Below are 17,164 nucleotides of genomic sequence, written 5' to 3' on the forward strand. Positions count from 1 at the left end.
TCGGGAAAGAGCGGGGGAGGGGGTCAGGCGAGGTGGATGGTGACGAGGCGGGGGTCGGGGGCGTCCTCGGCGGGCCCGTACTCGATCGGGTCCCAGCGCAGCGCGGCGTCGTTCATGCCCCGCACCCACTGGCGGCGGTCGACGCTCACCCGCACGGCGCCGGTGTCGGTGGCCCGGGCCACGGCCCACGAGGCGACCGCCCAGGCGAGGTCGTCGGAGTCGGGGGTCAGCCTCACCGTGGTGCCCTCGACCGTGGAGTCGAGGCCGAAGTCCTTCTCGATGAGCGCCGCCACCGCCTCACCGTCACCGGAGGAGTCGGGGTCGCGCAGCGCGCACCCGATGCCGGCGTGGGTCTGCCCCGACAGCACCGACGCCGTCGCGCGGGCCTTGTCCTCGTGCTGCGCGTAGGCCGAGCCGGCCGCGGAGCGCTGGACCTCCTGGGCCGCGACCGCGATGTCCATGTCGGCGTAGCCGTCCACCTTCTCGAGGGCGTCGTAGAAGGTGTTCGTCGCGTACTCCGGGTCGAGGATCTGCTCGGCGGTGCCCCAGCCCTGCGACGGCCGCTGCTGGAAGAGCCCGAGGGAGTCGCGGTCGCCGAAGCGGACGTTGCGGACCTTCGACTCCTGCATCGCCGTCGCGATCGCGATCGAGGCCGCCCGTGCGGGGAGGCCGCGCTTGATCGCGATGGCGGTGATGGCCGCGGTGTTGCTGGCCTGGTCCGGCGCCCAGCCGTACGTCGAGCCGGTGGCGGTCACCTCGCACTTCTCACCCGACACGGTGTGGATGATGCGGTCGATCCCGACGTACCCGGCGGCGGCGACGACCGCGAGCGCGACGACGAGGAGCAGCCCGGTGACGCGGCGCCGAGCGCGGCTGCGCGGGCGCTCCTCGGCGAGGGTCAGCCCGCCCCGGGTGGTACGCGGCATCGTCGGTGGTCCTCCGGTCGGTGGTCGGTCAGTCGTTCGCGTGGAGCGCGGAGTTCAGGACGATGCCATGCCCGTCCCGCGGCCGCGCCTCCACCGTGCCCGTCACCGAGTTCCGCAGGAACAACAGGTTGCTCTGGCCGGAGAGCTCGCGGGCCTTGGCGACGGTGCCGTCGGGGAGGGAGACCTTGGTCCCGGCGGTGAGGTACAGCCCGGCCTCGACGACGCAGTCGTCCCCGAGCGCGATGCCGAGCCCGGCCTGGGCTCCGAGCAGACAACGTGCGCCGATGCTCACCCGTTCCGTGCCGCCCCCCGAGAGGGTGCCCATGGTGGAGGCGCCGCCGCCGATGTCCGAGCCGTCGCCGACGACGACGCCCTGGCTGATCCGGCCCTCGACCATCGAGCCGCCGAGGGTCCCCGCGTTGTAGTTGACGAACCCCTCGTGCATGACGGTGGTCCCCGCCGCCAGGTGAGCCCCGAGCCGGACCCGGTCGGCGTCGCCGATGCGGACCCCCGTGGGTACGACGTAGTCGACCATCCGCGGGAACTTGTCGACACCGAGCACCTGCACCGGCCCGCGCGCCCGCAACCGGGCCCGGGTCAGCTCGAAGCCGTCGACGGCGCACGGCCCCTGGGTGGTCCACACGACGTTCGTGAGCACCCCGAAGATGCCGTCGAGGTCGACGGTGTTCGGGGCGACGAGGCGGTGCGAGAGGAGATGCAGGCGCAGGTAGGCGTCGACGGCGTCGGCGGGCGGCACGTCGAGGTCGACGGTGACGAGCCGCAGCTCGCGCCGCACCTGCCGGGCTTCCGCGGTGCCGACGAGCGCCTCGAGCCCGGGTGGGGCCTCCAGCTCACCGGCACCCCCGGGCTCGCCGAGGGCGGGGGCGGGGTACCAGACGTCGAGGACGGATCCGGAGTCGTGGACGGTGACGAGGCCGTGGCCCCAGGCGCTGCGCGTCATGGACGCAAGCCTACGGGCGACCTCGGGAACCGCCCGCAGTGCGTCCCAGCCGTCACTAGGGTGGTCCGCATGGACTCCCGGATCCTCTCTCTCGACCTGACGATGGACGTTGCGAGCCTCACTGCGGCGGTGTGCGACATCGAGTCCGTGAGCCTCGGCGAGGCCGCGCTCGCCGATGCGGTGGAGGCCGCCCTGCGGGCCCTCGGTCGCCTCGAGGTCACGAGGATCGGGAACACGGTGGTCGCGCGGACCGCGCTCGGACGGCCGGAGCGGGTCGTCCTCGCCGGGCACCTCGACACCGTGCCGCTGACCGTCGACCCGCCGAACCTGCCGGTCCGCCGGGAGGACGGCCCCGCCGGCGAGGTGCTCCGCGGCCGGGGCACCGTCGACATGAAGGGCGGGGTGGCGGTGATGCTCCGGATCGCCCAAGAGGTCGCGGAGCCGCCGCACGACCTCACCTACGTCTTCTACGACGGTGAGGAGATCGACGAGCGGTTCAACGGCCTGCTCCGGGTCCAGGAGGAGCAGCCGCACCTCATCGCGGACGCCGACTTCGCCGTCCTGCTCGAGCCCACGAACGGGGTCGTCGAGGGGGGCTGCAAGGGGACGCTGCGCGCGGTCGTGACGACCAAGGGCATCGCCGCGCACTCGGCGCGGCCCTGGAACGGGCACAACGCCATCCACGCGGCGGCCGAGGTGCTCTCCCGGCTCGTCGCCTACGAACCCGTGACCCGCGCCGTCGACGGGCTCGAGTTCCACGAGGCGATGAACGCCGTGTCGGTGACCGGGGGGATCGCGGGCAACGTCATCCCCGACCGCTGCGAGGTGACGGTCAACTACCGGTACGCCCCGTCGGTCACCCCGGAGGAGGCCGAGGCGCACGTCCGCGAGCTGTTCGCGGGCTTCGTCGTCACCGTCGTCGACAACGCCGGAGGCGCCCGCCCCGGCCTCGACCTGCCGGCGGCCCGTGACTTCGTGGACGCGCTCGGGCTGACGGTCGTCGCGAAGCAGGGCTGGACCGACGTCGCCCGCTTCGCCGCGATGGGCATCCCCGCGGTCAACTTCGGCCCCGGCGACCCCAACCTCGCGCACCACGACGACGAGCGCTGCGCCGTCGAGCAGTACCGCCGCTGCGAGCACGCGTTGCTGCGCTGGCTCAGCTGACCCGACCCCGACGATGACTAGGGTGACCGACGTGAGCACCGAGACGCCGCGCCCGCAGGACCGCGACTACTACCAGGGCCCCGTCGTCATGCGGCGCTCGAAGGTGCCGGGGTCGACCACCGACCAGCGGCTCCTGGACTCCCGGGGGTCCGCCGACTGGCTCCACACCGACCCGTGGCGCGTCATGCGCATCCAGTCCGAGTTCGTCAACGGGTTCGGTGCGCTGGCCGAGCTCGGGCCGGCCGTCAGCGTCTTCGGCTCGGCGCGCAGTGCCGCCGACTCGCCCGAGTACCGGCTCGCCGCGGAGGTCGGCAGCGCCCTCGTCGCGGCCGGGTACGCCGTCATCACCGGCGGCGGGCCGGGCGCCATGGAGGGTGCGAACAAGGGCGCGCTCGAGGCCGGCGGCACGAGTGTCGGGCTCGGCATCGAGCTGCCCTTCGAGGCCGGGCTCAACCCGCACGTCGACCTCGGGGTCAACTTCCGCTACTTCTTCGCCCGCAAGACGATGTTCGTCAAGTACGCGTGCGGCTTCATCGTCCTGCCCGGCGGCTTCGGCACCCTCGACGAGCTGTTCGAGGCGGTGACCCTCGTGCAGACCCAGAAGGTCACGAGCTTCCCGATCGTCCTGGTCGGCTCCGAGTACTGGGGCGGCCTGCTCGACTGGCTACGCGACACCGCCGCCCGGTCCGGGACGGTCAACGAGAAGGACCTGTCGCTGCTCACCCTCACCGACGACCCCCAGGAGGCCGTCCGGGTCATCGTCGAGGCCGACCAGGTCGCGGGGCGCGGGTACCGCCGGGGCGCGGTGCACCCCGAGTAGCCGGCCGTCCCGGGACCGTAGGATCGGGCCGTGGTCCCGGTCCTGCTCCTCGTCCTCGTCGCGGTGGCGCTCGTCGTCGTCGTGCTCGCGGTGGCGAGCGGACGGATCACCGTCGACGGGCTCGCCGCCCCCGTCCGCAGCACCCCCGACCACGGCCTGCCCGCCGAGCCCACGGCCGCCGACGTCGACGGGGTCCGCTTCGACACCGCCGCCCGCGGGTACCGGATGGCGGACGTCGACGAGCGGCTCCAGCAGCTGCGCGACACCATGGCGGCGCGCGAGCGCGAGCTGGCCGACCTGCGCTCCCGGGAGGACTGATGGCCTTCACCATCCGGCGGGTCACGACCCTCCCGCGCGAGGTCGCCTGGGCCGCCGTCACCGATCTGCCCGAGCACACCCGCCACGTACCGCTCACCGAGGTCAGCGTGCCCGCCGGCGGCCTCGCCCTCGGGGCGGAGGTCGCGGCCGTCACCCGGCTGGGCCCGCTCGCCGGGGCCGACCGCATGCTCGTCACCGCGCTCGAGCCGGGGCATCGGCTGCGGCTCGTCAAGACCGGGTGGTTCCTCCGGGGCTGGGCCGACATCCGCGTCGTCGACGCGGCCCACGGGTCGGTGGTCGAGTGGACGGAGGAACTGTGGCTCCCCGGGCTGCGCCGCCTCACGACCCCGGTGGGGGACCTCCTGGGCCCGCGCCTGTTCACCGGCGTCGTCGAGGCGCTCGTCACGGCCGCGGAGGCCCGAGGGCCGGGCACCGGAGCCACCTGATGGGGTGGTCGCTGCTCGCGGGGGGAGCCGCGCTGCTCGTGGTGTTCGGCGGCGCGTGGTGGCTGGGCCGCGAGCGGGCCGCGGGCGGCGCCGACGCGGGTGCGATGCTCGCCGGCCGGCTCGGCCTGACGTTCCGCGGGTACCGGATGGACCAGGTCGACGAGGTGCTCGACCGGCTCGAGGCGCGGGTCGCCACCCGCGACCGCGAGATCGCCGCGCTGCGGACCGGTGACGGCGACGCCGACGCCGCGGCCGATGCGGACGCGGGGACCCCGCCGGTCGACGCGCCCCCGCCACCCGCCGCCCGGCCGGTGGCACGACGGCCGGCCGCCCCCGACCTCACCGCGGGGACCCCGGCCCCGTGGTCGCGCGCCGACCTCGTCGCCCCGGCCGTCTACCTCCTCGTCGCCGGGTACGTGCTGCTCAACCTCCTCACCGCCGTGCACACCGGCTTCCTGTCCCAGGGGGTGCGGGACCAGCAGGCGTTCGAGTGGTATTTCGGGGCGACCGCGCACAACCTCGTCACCCTGTCGAACCCGCTGTCGAGCGACCTGCAGAACTTCCCGGCCGGGGTCAACCTCATGGCCAACGCGTCGGTCCTCGGCCTCGGGGTGCCGCTGGCGCCGCTGACGCTGCTCGCCGGCCCCCAGGTGACGTTCGTGCTCGTCGAGCTGCTCGGCCTGGCCCTCACCGCGTCCGCCTGGTACTGGCTCGTGCGGCGCCGGCTGCCGGTCCACCGCGTCGCGGCGTTCCTGGGGGCCCTGCTCGCCGGCTTCGGCCCGGGTCTGGTGTCACACGCCAACGGGCACCCGAACTTCGTCGTCCAGGCGCTCGTCCCGCTCATCGTCGACCGGCTCCTGCGGCTCGCCGAGGGGTCGGCCCGCCCGGTGCGCGACGGGGTCGTGCTCGGCCTGCTCGCCGCCTGGCAGGTCTTCATCGGGGAGGAGGTCCTGCTCCTCACCGCGGTCGGGGTGGCCTTGTTCGGGCTCGTCCTGCTCGCGCACGGGCGCCGCCCGGCGCGGTCCGCGGCCCGCGGGCTGGGCACGGGGCTCGGCGTCGCCCTCGCGATCACCGCCGTCCCGCTGTGGTGGCAGTTCTTCGGGCCACAGAGCTACGCGTCGATCTGGCACCCGCCCGCGGGCAACGACCTCGCCCAGCTGTGGAGCCGGGCGACGCGCACCGTCGGGGCCGACCCGTGGGCCTCGGCCGCGCTGTCGATGAACCGCACCGAGGAGAACTCGTTCTTCGGGATCCCCCTGTGGGTGGCCGCCGCCGCGACCGTCGCGGTCCTGTGGCGCCGGGCGCTCGCCCGGGCCCTGGCCGTCGTCGTCGTCGTGGCGTGCTGGCTCTCGCTCGGGGAGGAGGTCACCCTGCACGGCACCCCGCTCGGCATCCCCGGGCCGTGGGCCCTCCTGGAGCACGTGCCCGTCGTCGAGAACGTCCTGCCCACGCGGTTCGCCCTCGTGGCGCTGCCGGCGCTGGGCGTCCTCCTGGCCCTCGGGGCCGACGTGGTGCGGCGCGTCGTCGACGCCGCCCTCGAGGACGTGCGCGGGCCGGGGATGGCCCTCGGGGCGGCAGCGGCCGCCGTCGCGCTGCTCCCCGTCGTGCCCACGCCGCTCACCGTCGACCCGCGGGACCCGGTGCCGGCGTTCTTCGGCAACGGCACCTGGCGCGAGTACGTCGACGACGGGGGCTCGGTCCTCGCGGTGCCCCCGCCCAACGTCGCCGACACCCGTGCCCTGGAGTGGCAGGCGGAGGCCCGCTGGGGGTTCCCGGTCGTCGCGGGCTACTTCGTCGGCCCGGGCGGCACGCCCGAGCGGGTCGGCCAGTACGGCGCGACACCCACCTCGCTCACCGTCTGGCTCGCCGAGATCGCGGAGTCGGGGGTGGCCGCCCCGGCCGACCGTGGCCAGGTCGCCCGGTTCGAGGACGACCTGCGCGCCGGCCGGGTCGACGCCCTCGTGCTGCCCGTCGACCGGCCGTCGGCCGATGCGCTTCTGGCCTCCGCCTCGGGGGTGTTCGGGCAGCCCGACGAGGTCGGCGGGGTCTACGTCTGGGACGTGCGGGAGGTGACCGATGGCGCGGGCTGAGGTCTCCACGGCGCCCGGTGAGCCACGGGCCGCCGAGCCGCGGGCCGGCCTGCTGCGCAAGGCGCTGACGTCGGCCGGCCGGCACGAGCTGGCGGGGCACGCGCTGCGGCACCCGGTCCGCACCATCCTCGCCGTCTACGCGCTGTCGAGGGTCGTCGCGTTCCTCGCGCTCTGGGTGGCGGCCGTGTGGTTCCAGAACCCGGCGGGTGTCGGCCACGCAGACCCCTCCGTCGGCGACCTGGTGGGGCTCTGGGACAGCGTCTGGTACCGCCGGATCGTCGAGGACGGCTACCCCGTGCCGCTGCCGGTGGACGCCGACAACGGCCGCATCACCTACAGCGCCTGGGCCTTCTACCCGCTCTACCCGTACCTCGTGAAGGCCGTCATGGTCACCGGTCTGCCCTTCGAGGCCGCCGGCGTCGCGGTCAACCTCGTACTCGGCGCAGTGGCGGCGGTCCTCATCCACACCCTGCTGCGCTCGACGTACCACGCGGGCCGCCAGCCGCAGCGGGAGCGGCTGGCCCTGGTCGCCGCCTGCCTCTGGTGCTTCTACCCGACGACCGCCGTTCTGCTCAAGCCGTACACCGAGGCGCTCGCGGTCACGCTCGTCGCCCTCGCGCTGCTGTTCCTCGTCCGGCGGCACTACCTCCTCGTCGCCGCCGTCGCGGTGCCCCTGGGCTTCACCCGGGGGGTGGCCCCGGCCGTCGGGTTCGCCGTCCTCATCCACCTCGTCGTCCGCTGGCGCGAGGAGCGTGCGGTCGGGGTGCGCCCGCTCGCGGGGCAGTGGCCGAAGGTCGTCGTCATGCTCGGCGCGCTCGCGGTCAGCGCCGTCGCCTGGCCGGCCGTCGCCGGACTCGCGACGGGGGTCCCGACGGCGTTCTTCGACGTCCAGGCGGCCTGGGGCCAGAAGCCGGCCGAGGGGCCCTTCGTGCTCTGGTTCGAGTGGGCGTGGGACGCCAAGGGCCTCTTCGGGGTCGTCGTCCTCGTCGCGCTCGCGGCCACCTACGTCGCCCTCGTGCTCGGCCGGCACGGACGGTGGCTCAGCATCGAGATGCGGGCCTGGGCGCTCGCGTACCCGTTCTTCCTCTTCGCCGTCGTCCGGCCGATCACCTCGATGTGGCGGTTCCTGCTCCTCGACATCCCGTTGGCGGCGCTCGTGGCGTCCGTCGCGATGCGCACCGCCAACGGCCAGCGGGTCGTGCCGCACTGGCGGCGCCGGGTCGGCGTGGTCGTCGCGCTCCTCGTCGTGGGGATCGCCTGGTGGACGACGAGCCTGCTCACGTACACGCCGTGGGGCTCGTTCCCGCCCTGACCTGGGGGAGTGGATTTCGTCACGTCGCGGGACTACGGGATAATAGGCGCTTGTCCGACGGTCCGGCGCCGGGCGACGCACGCGGCGCGACATGCGCAGCCGCGGTGAGGAAGGGATATGAGCCAATGGCGGCAATGAAGCCCAGGACGGGCGACGGCGACCTGGAGGTCGTCAAGGAGGGACGCGGCATCGTGCTGCGCATGCCCCTCGAGGGTGGGGGCCGCCTCGTCGTCGAGATGACGCCCGACGAGGTGCGCGCGCTCGGCGAGGCCATCGACAACTGCGAGGGTCTGCGCTGAGTCCGGCCTGACCTCGACGACGGGGCCCCCACCGATGCGGTGGGGGCCCCGTCGTCTGCCGGTCGGTAGGGTCGGGCGGGTGCCTGCAGACGTCATCCTCGACCCGCCCGTCTCCGCCTGGACCACGGGTTCCGACCTCGCCGCGGTCCTGGCCGACCCCGCCGAGGACCGCGTGCTCGTCGTGCCGTTGTCCGCTGGGGCAACCGCCGAGGAGGCCGCCGCGCTGACCGCGGCCGGCCTCGACCCGGCGGACGTCCTGGACACCCATGAACCCGAGCGGACCGCCGGAGCGGTCACCCGGGTTTCCCTGCGCCCCGGCGCGCACCCCGCCCGGCGCCTGCTCCTCGTCGGGGTGGGCGACGGCACACTCGACGCGTGGCGCAGCGCCGGCGCCGAGGTGGGCCGGGCCACCCGCGGCCTGGCCGCCGCGGTGCACGCCCTCGGCAGCCCGGCCGCCGACGTGCTCGCCGCCTGGGTCGAGGGCTGTGTCCTCGGCGGGTGGACCTCGCCGCGCTGGACCAAGGACGGACCGGTCGCCGGCGTCGACCCGGTCGGCTCCGCGGTCGTCGTCGCCGACACCGACGAGGCCGACGACCTCGTCCGGCGCGCCGTCGTCGTCAGCAGGGCCCAGCTGGTCGCCCGCGGGCTGGCGGTCACCCCGGCGAACATCAAGAACCCCGCCTGGATGGCCGCGCAGGCCCGCACCCTCGCCGATCGGCATGGGCTCGACGTCACGGTCTGGGACGAGAAGGCGCTCGCGAGCGAGGGCTTCGGCGGCCTGCTCGCCGTCGGCGCCGGGTCGGCCAGCCCACCCCGCCTCGTGCGGGTCGACCACACCCCGCCGAGCGCCGTCCCGACGACGCCGCGCGTCGTCCTCGTCGGCAAGGGCATCACCTTCGACACCGGCGGGCTGCAGATCAAGCCGAGCGACGGCATGCTCGCGATGAAGACCGACATGTCCGGCTCGGCCATCGTGCTGGCGGTCGTCGCGGCCTGTGCCGAGCTCGACGTCCCGGTCCGCGTCACGGCCCTGCTCGCCCTCGCCGAGAACGCCGTCGACGGCGCCTCGTACCGGCCCGGCGACGTCGTCACCCAGTACGGCGGCACGACGGTCGAGATCGGCAACACCGACGCCGAGGGGCGCATCGTCATGGCCGACGCCCTCGCCTACGCGGACGAGCAGCTGGACCCCGACGTCCTGCTCGACATCGCCACCCTCACCGGGGCGGCCCGCATCGCCCTGGCCCGGGTCATGGCCCCGCTGTTCGCGACCGACGACGCCCTCGCCGACGCGCTCGTCCGGGCGGGGGAGTCCAGCGGTGAGACGGTGTGGCGGATGCCCCTGGCCGACGCCTACCGTCGGGCACTCGACTCCGACGTCGCCGACCTCACCCACATCGCGGACGGGGTCGGTGGCGGTGCCGTCACGGCGGCGCTCTTCCTCCGCGAGTTCGTCGGGCAGCGCCGCTGGGCGCATCTCGACATCGCGGGCACCGGGCGCTCGGACGTCGACGCCGGTGTCAACGCCAAGGGGGGCACCGGGTTCGGGACGAGGTTGCTGCTGCGGTGGCTGGAGGAGACACGATGAACGCCGGGTACGGACTGACCGTCCGCTGGTCGCTCGAGGGCGCCCCCGAGGGGGTCGCCGAGCAGCTGCGTGAGTACGTCGTCGGCACCTCGATCGCGCGCTTCATGTTCCTCGACGGCCTGGCCTTCAAGGTGTGGCGGATGCGCGAGGGGGAGTGGTTCGAGGGCACCTACGTCTTCGACAGCGAGGAGGAGCGCCGCGGCTTCCGGGCCGACTTCGAGCCGGGGGCGGCCGAGGCGCCGGGCAGCGAGATGATCGGCTCGTCGCCGACGCTCATCGAGGAGTGGGAGGTCGTGGCCATCGCCGAGGGCCCCGCCAGCTTCCGCCGCGGCGCGGGGCCCGCGGTCAGCTGAGCCCGGTCAGCGACGCACCGCCACGAGCAGGCCGTCGCTGACGGGAAGCAGGGCGGTCACGAGGTCGTCGTGGTCTCGCAGCTCCTTCCCGAGCTCGCGAAGGGTGGACGTCGTCTCGTCGCGCGCGGCCGGGTCCGCCACCTGGTCGTGCCAGAGCATGTTGTCGACCGCCAGCACCCCGCCGGGGCGCAGCAGGCGCACCGCGTGCTCGACGTAGGTGGGGTAGGTCTCCTTGTCGGCGTCGACGAGCACCATGTCGTACGCGCCGTCGGTCATCCGGGGCAGCACGTCGGCCGCGGCGCCGGTGATGACCCGGGTGCGCTGGTGCGGGTAGCCCGCCGCCGTGTACGCCTGCCGGGCCGCGCGCTGGTTCTCGGCCGAGACGTCGATGGTCGTGAGCACGCCGTCCTCGGGCATGCCGGCGAGCAGCCAGAGCCCCGAGGTGCCCGCTCCCGTGCCGACCTCCACGACGTGCCGGGCGCCCACCGCGGCCGCGAGCAGGCGGAGGACGGCGCCGGCGCCGGCGCCGACCGGGGGCGCCGTCCCCAGCTCGACACCGCGTCGCCGGGCGGCCTCCACGACCTCCGGCTCGGGCACGAACTCCTCGGCGTACGACCAGCTGGCCGGCTTCATCCCGCTCATGCGACACACCCTACGGCGCGCTCGGGTACCCGGGCGCGCCCGGCGGCTCCCAGCGGACACTCAGGTTCCCCGGGAACAATTCACGGACACGACGCGTATCGATGGGTACATGGACAGCCTGGTAGGGGACGAGCCGATGACGACGCAGGACACCGCGGGCACCGACGCGGCCTGGGCCCCTCCGACGTGGGAGGAGGTCGTCGAGCAGCACTCCGCGCGGGTGTACCGCCTCGCGTACCGCCTCACCGGCAACGTGCACGACGCCGAGGACCTCACCCAGGACGTGTTCGTCAGGGTGTTCCGGTCGCTGCACACGTACCGGCCGGGGACCTTCGAGGGCTGGCTGCACCGGATCACGACGAACGTGTTCCTCGACAAGATGCGGCGCAAGCAGCGGATCCGCTTCGACGCGCTGTCCGACGAGTCCGCCGCGCGGCTGCCGAGCCGGGACCGCGGCCCCGAGCAGGCGTTCGCCGAGACCCACCTCGACGACGACGTCCAGCGGGCCCTGGACGCCCTGTCCCCGGACTTCCGCGCCGCGGTCGTGCTGTGCGACATCGAGGGGCTGTCCTACGAGGAGGTCGCCGCGACGCTCGGGATCAAGCTGGGGACCGTCCGCTCGCGCATCCACCGCGGCCGCTCGCAGCTGCGCGAGGCGCTCGCCCACCGTGCCCCCGAGCCGCGTACCCGGGCGGCCCTGCCGGCCCGCCGGGGCCCCATCGTCCGCCGGCCCGCAGCGGGAGCCGTATGACCAGCCCGCACCACGTCCGCTGCCTCGACGACGAGCTGTCCGAGTACGCCGCCGGGCGGCTCGACGACACCCGCTCGCTCGCCTGGGACCGGCATCTCGTCGCGTGCGAGATGTGCCGGCGCGCCGTCGGTGCGGAACGCCGGCTGCGGGAGGCCCTCGCCGGCGGCCCGTCGATGCCGGGCGACCTGCGCACGACCCTCATCGCGATGGGCCGCGACCTCGACCCGGGCCCGGTCGGCTTCCGGGAGCCCCTGGCCCTGCTCTCGCCCGGGGACCGGCCCTGCCACCGCAGCCCGCTGCGGGCCACCGTCGTGGCTGCCGCCGCGGTCGGGGTGTCCGCGGCCGCGGCCTGGAGCCTCACCGTCATCGGGGCCCCGGCCACCCGGGTCGCCGTCGTGTCCGGGTCGCCGTCCCCCGCCGCCTCCCCGGTCGGCCCGACGCGCTCGGCGCCGCCCGCGACGACGGCGTCACTCGTGTCCGTCCGGTGGATGAGCGGTACCTCCGTGTCACAGCCGGCGACGCGCCAGGCAGAATCGACCCCATGAGCGAGCGGCAGCCGGGGTCCGACCAGTGGCATCCCTGGGACCAGGGCCGGCCGCAGGACGCGCCCGAGCCCGCCCCCGAGCACGCCGCCCCCGAGCACGCCGACGCCGAGCCGCCGGCGGAGCCGACCTGGGCGCAGACCCGGCCCGTGCCGCGGACCGAGTCGACCCAGCCGTACCAGCCGATCAGCGGCTCGTGGGCCGCGGTTCCCGGGGGCCCGCCCCCCACCCCGCCCCAGGGCGACCCGCCGGCCGAGCGTCGCCGCCGCGGCCCCGGCTGGGGAGCGCTCGTCGGGGCCACCGTCGCCGCCGGGCTCATCGCCGGGACCACGGGGGGCGTCGTCGGGGGCTACCTCGCCGACGGCAACGGCACGACCACCCGCACCGGTCCGTCGGCCGCGGCCCCCCAGCCCGGTGCCGGCGCCACGACGCGCCCCGAGGGCTCGATCGCCAACATCGCCGCGAACGCCCTGCCCAGCGTGGTCACGCTGCGCATCGGGGGTGGGTCCCGCGGTGGCGCGACGGGGTCGGGGTGGGTCTACGACGACGCCGGTCACGTCGTGACGAACAACCACGTCGTCTCGGGTGTGGGCAGCGACAAGGCGGTCACCGTCGTGCTTGCCAACGGCAAGCAGGTCGAGGGCACGGTCGTCGGCACCGACGCCTCCTACGACCTCGCGGTCGTCGAGGTCACGGGCGCGGACCTCGCGCCGCTGCCGCTCGGCCGCTCCGCCGACGTCGTCGTCGGTGACCAGGTCATCGCCGTCGGAGCGCCGCTCGGGCTGGACTCGACGGTCACGACCGGCATCGTCAGCGCGCTCGACCGCCCGGTCACCCCCGGCGGCGAGGACGACCAGTCCTTCATCAACGCCATCCAGACCGACGCGGCCATCAACCCGGGCAACTCCGGCGGCCCCCTTCTCGACATGTCCGGCAACGTCATCGGGGTCAACTCCGCCATCGCCCAGGTGCCCGGCAGCTCGATCGGCGGCCCGTCGGGCAACATCGGGGTCGGCTTCGCGATCCCCAGCGACCAGGTCGCCACGACCGTCGAGCAGCTCATCGCCACCGGGACGGCGCAGCACCCGGTGATCGGGGTGTACCTCGACAGCACCTACGACGGCGAGGGCGTCCGGATCGCCGAGGACGGCCCGGGCGGGGAGCCCGCCGTCAACCCCGGAGGCCCCGCCGACAAGGCCGGCCTGGAGGCCGGCGACGTCATCGTCGCGTTCGAGGGGAACCCGGTCACCGACGACGGCGAGCTCGTCGTGAAGATCCGGGCGCGCCGGGTGGGCGACTCGGTCACCCTGACCATCCGTCGCAACGGCGACGAGCGGGATGTCACCATGGTGCTCGAGGGCTCGGACTGACCCGGGCTCTCGCACGGTCCACAGAAGAGGAGTGACGCGGTGGCCGGCATCAACGGGTGGGAGTTCATCCTGCTCGCCCTCATCGCGGTCTTCATCCTCGGGCCCGACCGGCTGCCGGAGTACGCCGCCAAGCTGGCCCGCGGCATCCGCAAGCTGCGGGTGATGGCCGAGGGCGCCAAGGACCAGCTGCGCGACCAGCTCGGGCCCGAGTACGAGGACATCAACTGGCGCCAGTACGACCCCCGGCAGTACGACCCGCGCCGGATCGTGCGAGAAGCGCTCATCGAGCCCCTCGACGACGCCGTCGCGCCGGTGCGCGACGAGATCTCGTCGGTCCGCTCCGCCGCCACGCTCCGCGGCGGCGAGACGGCCGGGGCCGAGCCGGCGGACGACGCCGGCCATCCGGTGGCCGTGGCCGAGCCGGCCGGGGCCGGGGCAGCGGTGGCGGCGGCAGCGTCCCTGGGCTCCCTCCGGCCGTCCGGCGGGGTCGACGGGGACACCGCGCTGGCGGCACGCACGAGCCCGCAGGCGTTCGACGCGGCCCGCCCGGTGCCCTACGACGTCGAGGCCACCTGAGCGAGCCGGCGGCCGCCGGTCAGCGGCCGACGGGCGACAGGCCCAGCGAGCGCCCGGCGAGGCCGCGGGAGCGTGACGCGAGGCCCTTGGCGATGCCGCGCAGCGCGACGGCCGCGGGGGAGTCCGGCTCACCGAGGACGACGGGCATGCCCTGGTCGGCGCCGATCCGCAGGCGGGTGTCGATCGGGATCTGACCCAGCAGCGGCACGTCTGCGCCGATGGCCTTGCTCAGGGAGTCCGCGACGTCCTGGCCGCCGCCGGAGCCGAAGATCTCCTCGCGGGAGCCGTCGGGCAGCTCGAGCCACGACATGTTCTCGATGACGCCGGCGAGCCGCTGGTGGGTCTGGAGGGCGATCGACCCGGCGCGCTCGGCGACCTCGGCGGCCGCCTGCTGCGGCGTGGTGACGACGAGGATCTCGGCGCCGGGGATGAGCTGGGCGACCGAGATGGCGATGTCGCCGGTGCCGGGCGGCAGGTCGAGGAGCAGGACGTCGAGGTCGCCCCAGAAGACGTCGGCGAGGAACTGCTGGAGCGCGCGGTGCAGCATCGGGCCGCGCCAGACGACGGGCTGGTTGCCCGGGACGAACATCCCGATCGAGATGACCTTCACGTCGTGGCTGACCGGCGGCATGATCATGTCGTCGACCTGGGTGGGCCGGCGCTCGACACCGAGCATGCGGGGGATCGAGAAGCCGTAGATGTCGGCGTCGACGACGCCGACCGCGAGACCCTGCTCGGCGAGGGCGGCCGCGAGGTTGGCGGTGACCGAGGACTTGCCGACCCCGCCCTTGCCCGACGCGACGGCGTAGACGCGGGTGAGCGAGCCGGGCTTGGCGAACGGCACCTCGCGCTCGGCGGTGCCGCCGCGCAGCATCGTCTTGAGGTCGGCCCGCTGCTCGTCGGTCATCACCCCGAGGGTGACCGCGACGTCGGTGACGCCCTCGACCTTGCTCAGGGCCGCGATGGTGTCCTTGGTGAGGGTCTCCTTGAGCGGGCAGGCGGCGACGGTGAGCAGGATGGTGACCGCGACCCGGCCGTCGTCGTCGCAGGTGAGGTCACCGACCATCCCGAGCTCGGTGACGGGGCGCCGGATCTCGGGGTCGATGACCGTCTCGAGAGCGGCGTGGAGGGCGTCTTGGCTGACCTGCGGCATGCCCTCGAGTCTAGGTCGGGTCGGGACGCTCGGAATCCTCGCCCCTGACGACGTCCTCCTTGCGCGCGACGACGAGGCCGCGCACCTCCATCTCGTCGAGGAAGTCGCGCAGCTCGCTGCGCACGAAGTCGCGCGTCGCGTTGTCGCGGATGGCGATGCGCAGGGCCGCGACCTCGCGGGTGAGGAACTCGGTGTCGGCGAGGTTGCGCTCGTCGCGGGAGCGGTCCTGCTCCAGGGCCACCCGGTCGCGGTCGGCCTGCCGGTTCTGCGCGAGCAGGATCAGCGGCGCGGCGTACGAGGCCTGGAGGCTGAGCATGAGGGTGAGGAAGATGAAGGCGTAGGGGTCGAAGCGCAGGTCCCCGGGGGCCAGGGTGTTCCACAGCAGCCACACCGCGACGAAGAACGTCATCCCGATGAGGAAGAACGCGGTCCCCATGTACCGGGCGAACTGCTCGGCCAGGACGCCGAAGGCCTCCTGCGAGAACGCGGCGGGCAGGCTCAGCCGTCGGCGCCGCACCTCGCGGGGCTGGTCGATGCGGGGCCGCCGCTCGCGCTCAGCCACTGGAGACCTCCGTGTGCGTGACGACGTCGTGACGCTCCTCGCGCCAGTCCTCGGGGAGGATGTGGTCGAGCACGTCGTCGACGGTCACGGCGCCGAGGAGGTGCCCGGCCTCGTCGACGATGGGCATGCCCACGAGGTCGTAGGTCGCGAGCATCCGGGTCACCTGGCCGAGGCTGGCCGTGGGGGGCAGCGGCTCGACGTCCCGGTCGATGATCCCGCCCACCGGGTTGTGCGGCGGCTCGCGGAGCAATCGCTGGATGTGGACGAGGCCGAGGAACTTGCCCGTGGGGGTCTCCAGCGGGGGGCGGCAGACGAAGACGGTGCAGGCGAGCGCCGTCGAGAGCTCCTGGCGGCGGACGACCGCCAGCGCCTCGGCGATCGAGGCCTCCGGGCCCAGGATGACCGGTTCGGTGGTCATGAGGCCGCCGGCGGTGTTCTCGTCGTAGGTGAGGAGGCGGCGCAGGTCGGCCGCCTCGTCGGGCTGCATCTTCTGGAGCAGCTCCTCCTGACGCTCGACCGGCAGCTCGGCCAGGAGGTCGGCCGCGTCGTCGGGCTCCATGGCCTCGAGGACGTCGGCGGCCCGGGAGACCTCGAGCCCGGTGAGGATCTCGATCTGGTCGTCGCCGGGGAGCTCCTCGATGACGTCGGCGAGGCGCTCGTCGCTCAGGGCGGCCGCGACCTCGGCGCGGCGCTGCGGGCTCAGGTCGTGGATCACCTCCGCGAGGTCGGCGGGCTTGAGGTCCTCGTACGCCTCGAGCAGCTTGGCGGCGCCCTGGCCCTCGTTCGCGTCCCGCAGGCCGCGCACGTCTTCGATCGGGGCGACGAAGGTCTCGCCCCGGCTGCGGCCGAGGCGGCCGAGCCGGCTGGGGCGGGAGGCGCCGAGCCGGACGGCCACCCGTGAGACCGCCCAGCCCCGGGTGCCCATCTGGTCGATGCCGACGTCCTGGATCGTGGCCGAGACGACCTCGCCGCCCTCGACGCTCACCTGGACCTGCCGGTCGAACAGCTCGGCCACGACGAGGGTCTCGTTGGGACGCTGCTCGAAGCGGCGCATGTTGACCAGCCCGGTCGTGATGACCTGGCCGCCCTCGACGGAGGTGACCCGGGTCATCGGGACGAACACCCGGCGACGGCCGGCGACCTCGACGACGAGGCCGATCGCGCGGGGGCGGGCACGGCTGGCGCTGAAGGTGACGACGACGTCACGCACCCGCCCGACACGGTCACCGAGCGGGTCGAAGACGTCCAGCTCGGACAGTCGGCCGACGAAGGCGCGGGTCGGCGTGCTCAC

Annotated in this window: 19 protein-coding genes; 13 read left to right on the plus strand and 6 right to left on the minus strand. The window is 74.4% G+C overall.

The genetic code is table 11. The features are described from left to right. Positions 1–23: 23 nt before the first annotated feature. Entirely contained in the window at positions 24–926 is a 903-nt protein-coding gene (locus tag Q0963_RS00205; protein ID WP_299440705.1) for a hypothetical protein, read from the minus strand. Positions 927–954: 28 nt separating this feature from the next. Then, positions 955–1,887 carry a 2,3,4,5-tetrahydropyridine-2,6-dicarboxylate N-succinyltransferase gene (gene dapD, locus Q0963_RS00210; RefSeq protein ID WP_299440708.1) on the minus strand — a complete coding sequence of 311 codons (933 nt, stop codon included), beginning with the start codon at positions 1,885–1,887 and terminating at the stop codon, positions 955–957. Between the two features lie 69 nt (positions 1,888–1,956). Here dapD and dapE point away from each other — a divergent pair, with 69 nt between their 5' ends. The 9 genes from dapE (at position 1,957) to Q0963_RS00255 (ending at position 10,277) form a co-directional block, all read left to right on the plus strand. Next, the gene (gene dapE / locus Q0963_RS00215) at positions 1,957–3,051 is read left to right on the plus strand and encodes a succinyl-diaminopimelate desuccinylase (protein ID WP_299440711.1); all 1,095 of its coding nucleotides are present in this window, start codon (positions 1,957–1,959) and stop codon (positions 3,049–3,051) included. Positions 3,052–3,064: 13 nt separating this feature from the next. Continuing rightward, positions 3,065–3,871: a TIGR00730 family Rossman fold protein gene (locus Q0963_RS00220; RefSeq protein ID WP_299440714.1), complete on the plus strand. Its 807-nt coding sequence runs from the start codon at positions 3,065–3,067 to the stop codon at positions 3,869–3,871. Between the two features lie 30 nt (positions 3,872–3,901). Continuing rightward, positions 3,902–4,189, plus strand: a complete 288-nt coding sequence (locus Q0963_RS00225; RefSeq protein ID WP_299440717.1) for a DivIVA domain-containing protein — start codon at positions 3,902–3,904, stop codon at positions 4,187–4,189. Beyond that, positions 4,189–4,635: a hypothetical protein gene (locus Q0963_RS00230; protein ID WP_299440720.1), complete on the plus strand. Its 447-nt coding sequence runs from the start codon at positions 4,189–4,191 to the stop codon at positions 4,633–4,635. Before Q0963_RS00225 ends, Q0963_RS00230 begins: the two co-directional genes overlap by 1 nt. Beyond that, entirely contained in the window at positions 4,635–6,725 is a 2,091-nt protein-coding gene (locus Q0963_RS00235; protein ID WP_299440723.1) for a DivIVA domain-containing protein, read from the plus strand. Before Q0963_RS00230 ends, Q0963_RS00235 begins: the two co-directional genes overlap by 1 nt. Beyond that, positions 6,712–8,037 (plus strand): hypothetical protein, encoded by a 1,326-nt coding sequence (locus tag Q0963_RS00240; protein ID WP_299440726.1) that lies wholly within the window; start codon positions 6,712–6,714, stop codon positions 8,035–8,037. Before Q0963_RS00235 ends, Q0963_RS00240 begins: the two co-directional genes overlap by 14 nt. Positions 8,038–8,162: 125 nt before the next feature. Beyond that, positions 8,163–8,336 (plus strand): DUF3117 domain-containing protein, encoded by a 174-nt coding sequence (locus Q0963_RS00245; protein ID WP_299440729.1) that lies wholly within the window; start codon positions 8,163–8,165, stop codon positions 8,334–8,336. A gap of 79 nt (positions 8,337–8,415) precedes the next feature. Next, on the plus strand, positions 8,416–9,924 hold the full coding sequence (locus tag Q0963_RS00250; protein WP_299440732.1) for a M17 family metallopeptidase: 1,509 nt from the start codon (positions 8,416–8,418) through the stop codon (positions 9,922–9,924). Next, on the plus strand, positions 9,921–10,277 hold the full coding sequence (locus Q0963_RS00255) for a hypothetical protein (protein ID WP_299440735.1): 357 nt from the start codon (positions 9,921–9,923) through the stop codon (positions 10,275–10,277). The genes Q0963_RS00250 and Q0963_RS00255 overlap by 4 nt, the downstream gene beginning before the upstream one ends. A gap of 6 nt (positions 10,278–10,283) precedes the next feature. On the opposite strand, the gene Q0963_RS00260 is transcribed toward Q0963_RS00255, so the two are convergent. Beyond that, complete coding sequence (locus Q0963_RS00260) at positions 10,284–10,919, minus strand: O-methyltransferase (protein ID WP_299440738.1); 636 nt, start codon at positions 10,917–10,919, stop codon at positions 10,284–10,286. A gap of 136 nt (positions 10,920–11,055) precedes the next feature. Here Q0963_RS00260 and sigE point away from each other — a divergent pair, with 136 nt between their 5' ends. From sigE to Q0963_RS00280, 4 genes are read left to right on the plus strand one after another with little or no spacing between them, the layout of a single operon-like run. Further along, entirely contained in the window at positions 11,056–11,670 is a 615-nt protein-coding gene (gene sigE / locus Q0963_RS00265) for an RNA polymerase sigma factor SigE (RefSeq protein ID WP_299442401.1), read from the plus strand. Further along, positions 11,667–12,215, plus strand: a complete 549-nt coding sequence (locus Q0963_RS00270) for an anti-sigma factor (protein WP_299440741.1) — start codon at positions 11,667–11,669, stop codon at positions 12,213–12,215. Before sigE ends, Q0963_RS00270 begins: the two co-directional genes overlap by 4 nt. Further along, complete coding sequence (locus Q0963_RS00275) at positions 12,212–13,582, plus strand: S1C family serine protease (protein WP_299440746.1); 1,371 nt, start codon at positions 12,212–12,214, stop codon at positions 13,580–13,582. Before Q0963_RS00270 ends, Q0963_RS00275 begins: the two co-directional genes overlap by 4 nt. A 39-nt stretch (positions 13,583–13,621) precedes the next feature. Then, positions 13,622–14,158, plus strand: coding sequence for a twin-arginine translocase TatA/TatE family subunit (locus Q0963_RS00280; RefSeq protein ID WP_299440750.1), 537 nt, complete (start codon positions 13,622–13,624; stop codon positions 14,156–14,158). A gap of 19 nt (positions 14,159–14,177) precedes the next feature. On the opposite strand, the gene Q0963_RS00285 is transcribed toward Q0963_RS00280, so the two are convergent. From Q0963_RS00285 to Q0963_RS00295, 3 genes are read right to left on the minus strand one after another with little or no spacing between them, the layout of a single operon-like run. Further along, on the minus strand, positions 14,178–15,311 hold the full coding sequence (locus Q0963_RS00285) for an Mrp/NBP35 family ATP-binding protein (protein WP_299440753.1): 1,134 nt from the start codon (positions 15,309–15,311) through the stop codon (positions 14,178–14,180). Between the two features lie 10 nt (positions 15,312–15,321). Continuing rightward, positions 15,322–15,873, minus strand: coding sequence for a DUF1003 domain-containing protein (locus Q0963_RS00290; protein WP_299440756.1), 552 nt, complete (start codon positions 15,871–15,873; stop codon positions 15,322–15,324). Beyond that, entirely contained in the window at positions 15,866–17,164 is a 1,299-nt protein-coding gene (locus Q0963_RS00295; protein WP_299440759.1) for a magnesium transporter MgtE N-terminal domain-containing protein, read from the minus strand. The genes Q0963_RS00290 and Q0963_RS00295 overlap by 8 nt, the downstream gene beginning before the upstream one ends.

Origin of the sequence: uncultured Phycicoccus sp., from assembly GCF_947495705.1 — a bacterium.
In the GTDB taxonomy this organism is placed as follows: domain Bacteria; phylum Actinomycetota; class Actinomycetes; order Actinomycetales; family Dermatophilaceae; genus Phycicoccus.

Excerpts from the sequence above, each read along its gene's own strand:
- Q0963_RS00205 (WP_299440705.1), bottom strand. The coding sequence starts at position 926 with ATGCCGCGTACCACCCGGGGCGGGCTGACCCTCGCCGAGGAGCGCCCG.
- dapD (WP_299440708.1), bottom strand. The coding sequence starts at position 1,887 with ATGACGCGCAGCGCCTGGGGCCACGGCCTCGTCACCGTCCACGACTCC.
- dapE (WP_299440711.1), top strand. The coding sequence starts at position 1,957 with ATGGACTCCCGGATCCTCTCTCTCGACCTGACGATGGACGTTGCGAGC.
- Q0963_RS00220 (WP_299440714.1), top strand. The coding sequence starts at position 3,065 with ATGACTAGGGTGACCGACGTGAGCACCGAGACGCCGCGCCCGCAGGAC.
- Q0963_RS00230 (WP_299440720.1), top strand. The coding sequence starts at position 4,189 with ATGGCCTTCACCATCCGGCGGGTCACGACCCTCCCGCGCGAGGTCGCC.
- Q0963_RS00235 (WP_299440723.1), top strand. The coding sequence starts at position 4,635 with ATGGGGTGGTCGCTGCTCGCGGGGGGAGCCGCGCTGCTCGTGGTGTTC.
- Q0963_RS00240 (WP_299440726.1), top strand. The coding sequence starts at position 6,712 with ATGGCGCGGGCTGAGGTCTCCACGGCGCCCGGTGAGCCACGGGCCGCC.
- Q0963_RS00245 (WP_299440729.1), top strand. The coding sequence starts at position 8,163 with ATGGCGGCAATGAAGCCCAGGACGGGCGACGGCGACCTGGAGGTCGTC.
- Q0963_RS00255 (WP_299440735.1), top strand. The coding sequence starts at position 9,921 with ATGAACGCCGGGTACGGACTGACCGTCCGCTGGTCGCTCGAGGGCGCC.
- Q0963_RS00260 (WP_299440738.1), bottom strand. The coding sequence starts at position 10,919 with ATGAGCGGGATGAAGCCGGCCAGCTGGTCGTACGCCGAGGAGTTCGTG.
- sigE (WP_299442401.1), top strand. The coding sequence starts at position 11,056 with ATGACGACGCAGGACACCGCGGGCACCGACGCGGCCTGGGCCCCTCCG.
- Q0963_RS00270 (WP_299440741.1), top strand. The coding sequence starts at position 11,667 with ATGACCAGCCCGCACCACGTCCGCTGCCTCGACGACGAGCTGTCCGAG.
- Q0963_RS00275 (WP_299440746.1), top strand. The coding sequence starts at position 12,212 with ATGAGCGAGCGGCAGCCGGGGTCCGACCAGTGGCATCCCTGGGACCAG.
- Q0963_RS00285 (WP_299440753.1), bottom strand. The coding sequence starts at position 15,311 with ATGCCGCAGGTCAGCCAAGACGCCCTCCACGCCGCTCTCGAGACGGTC.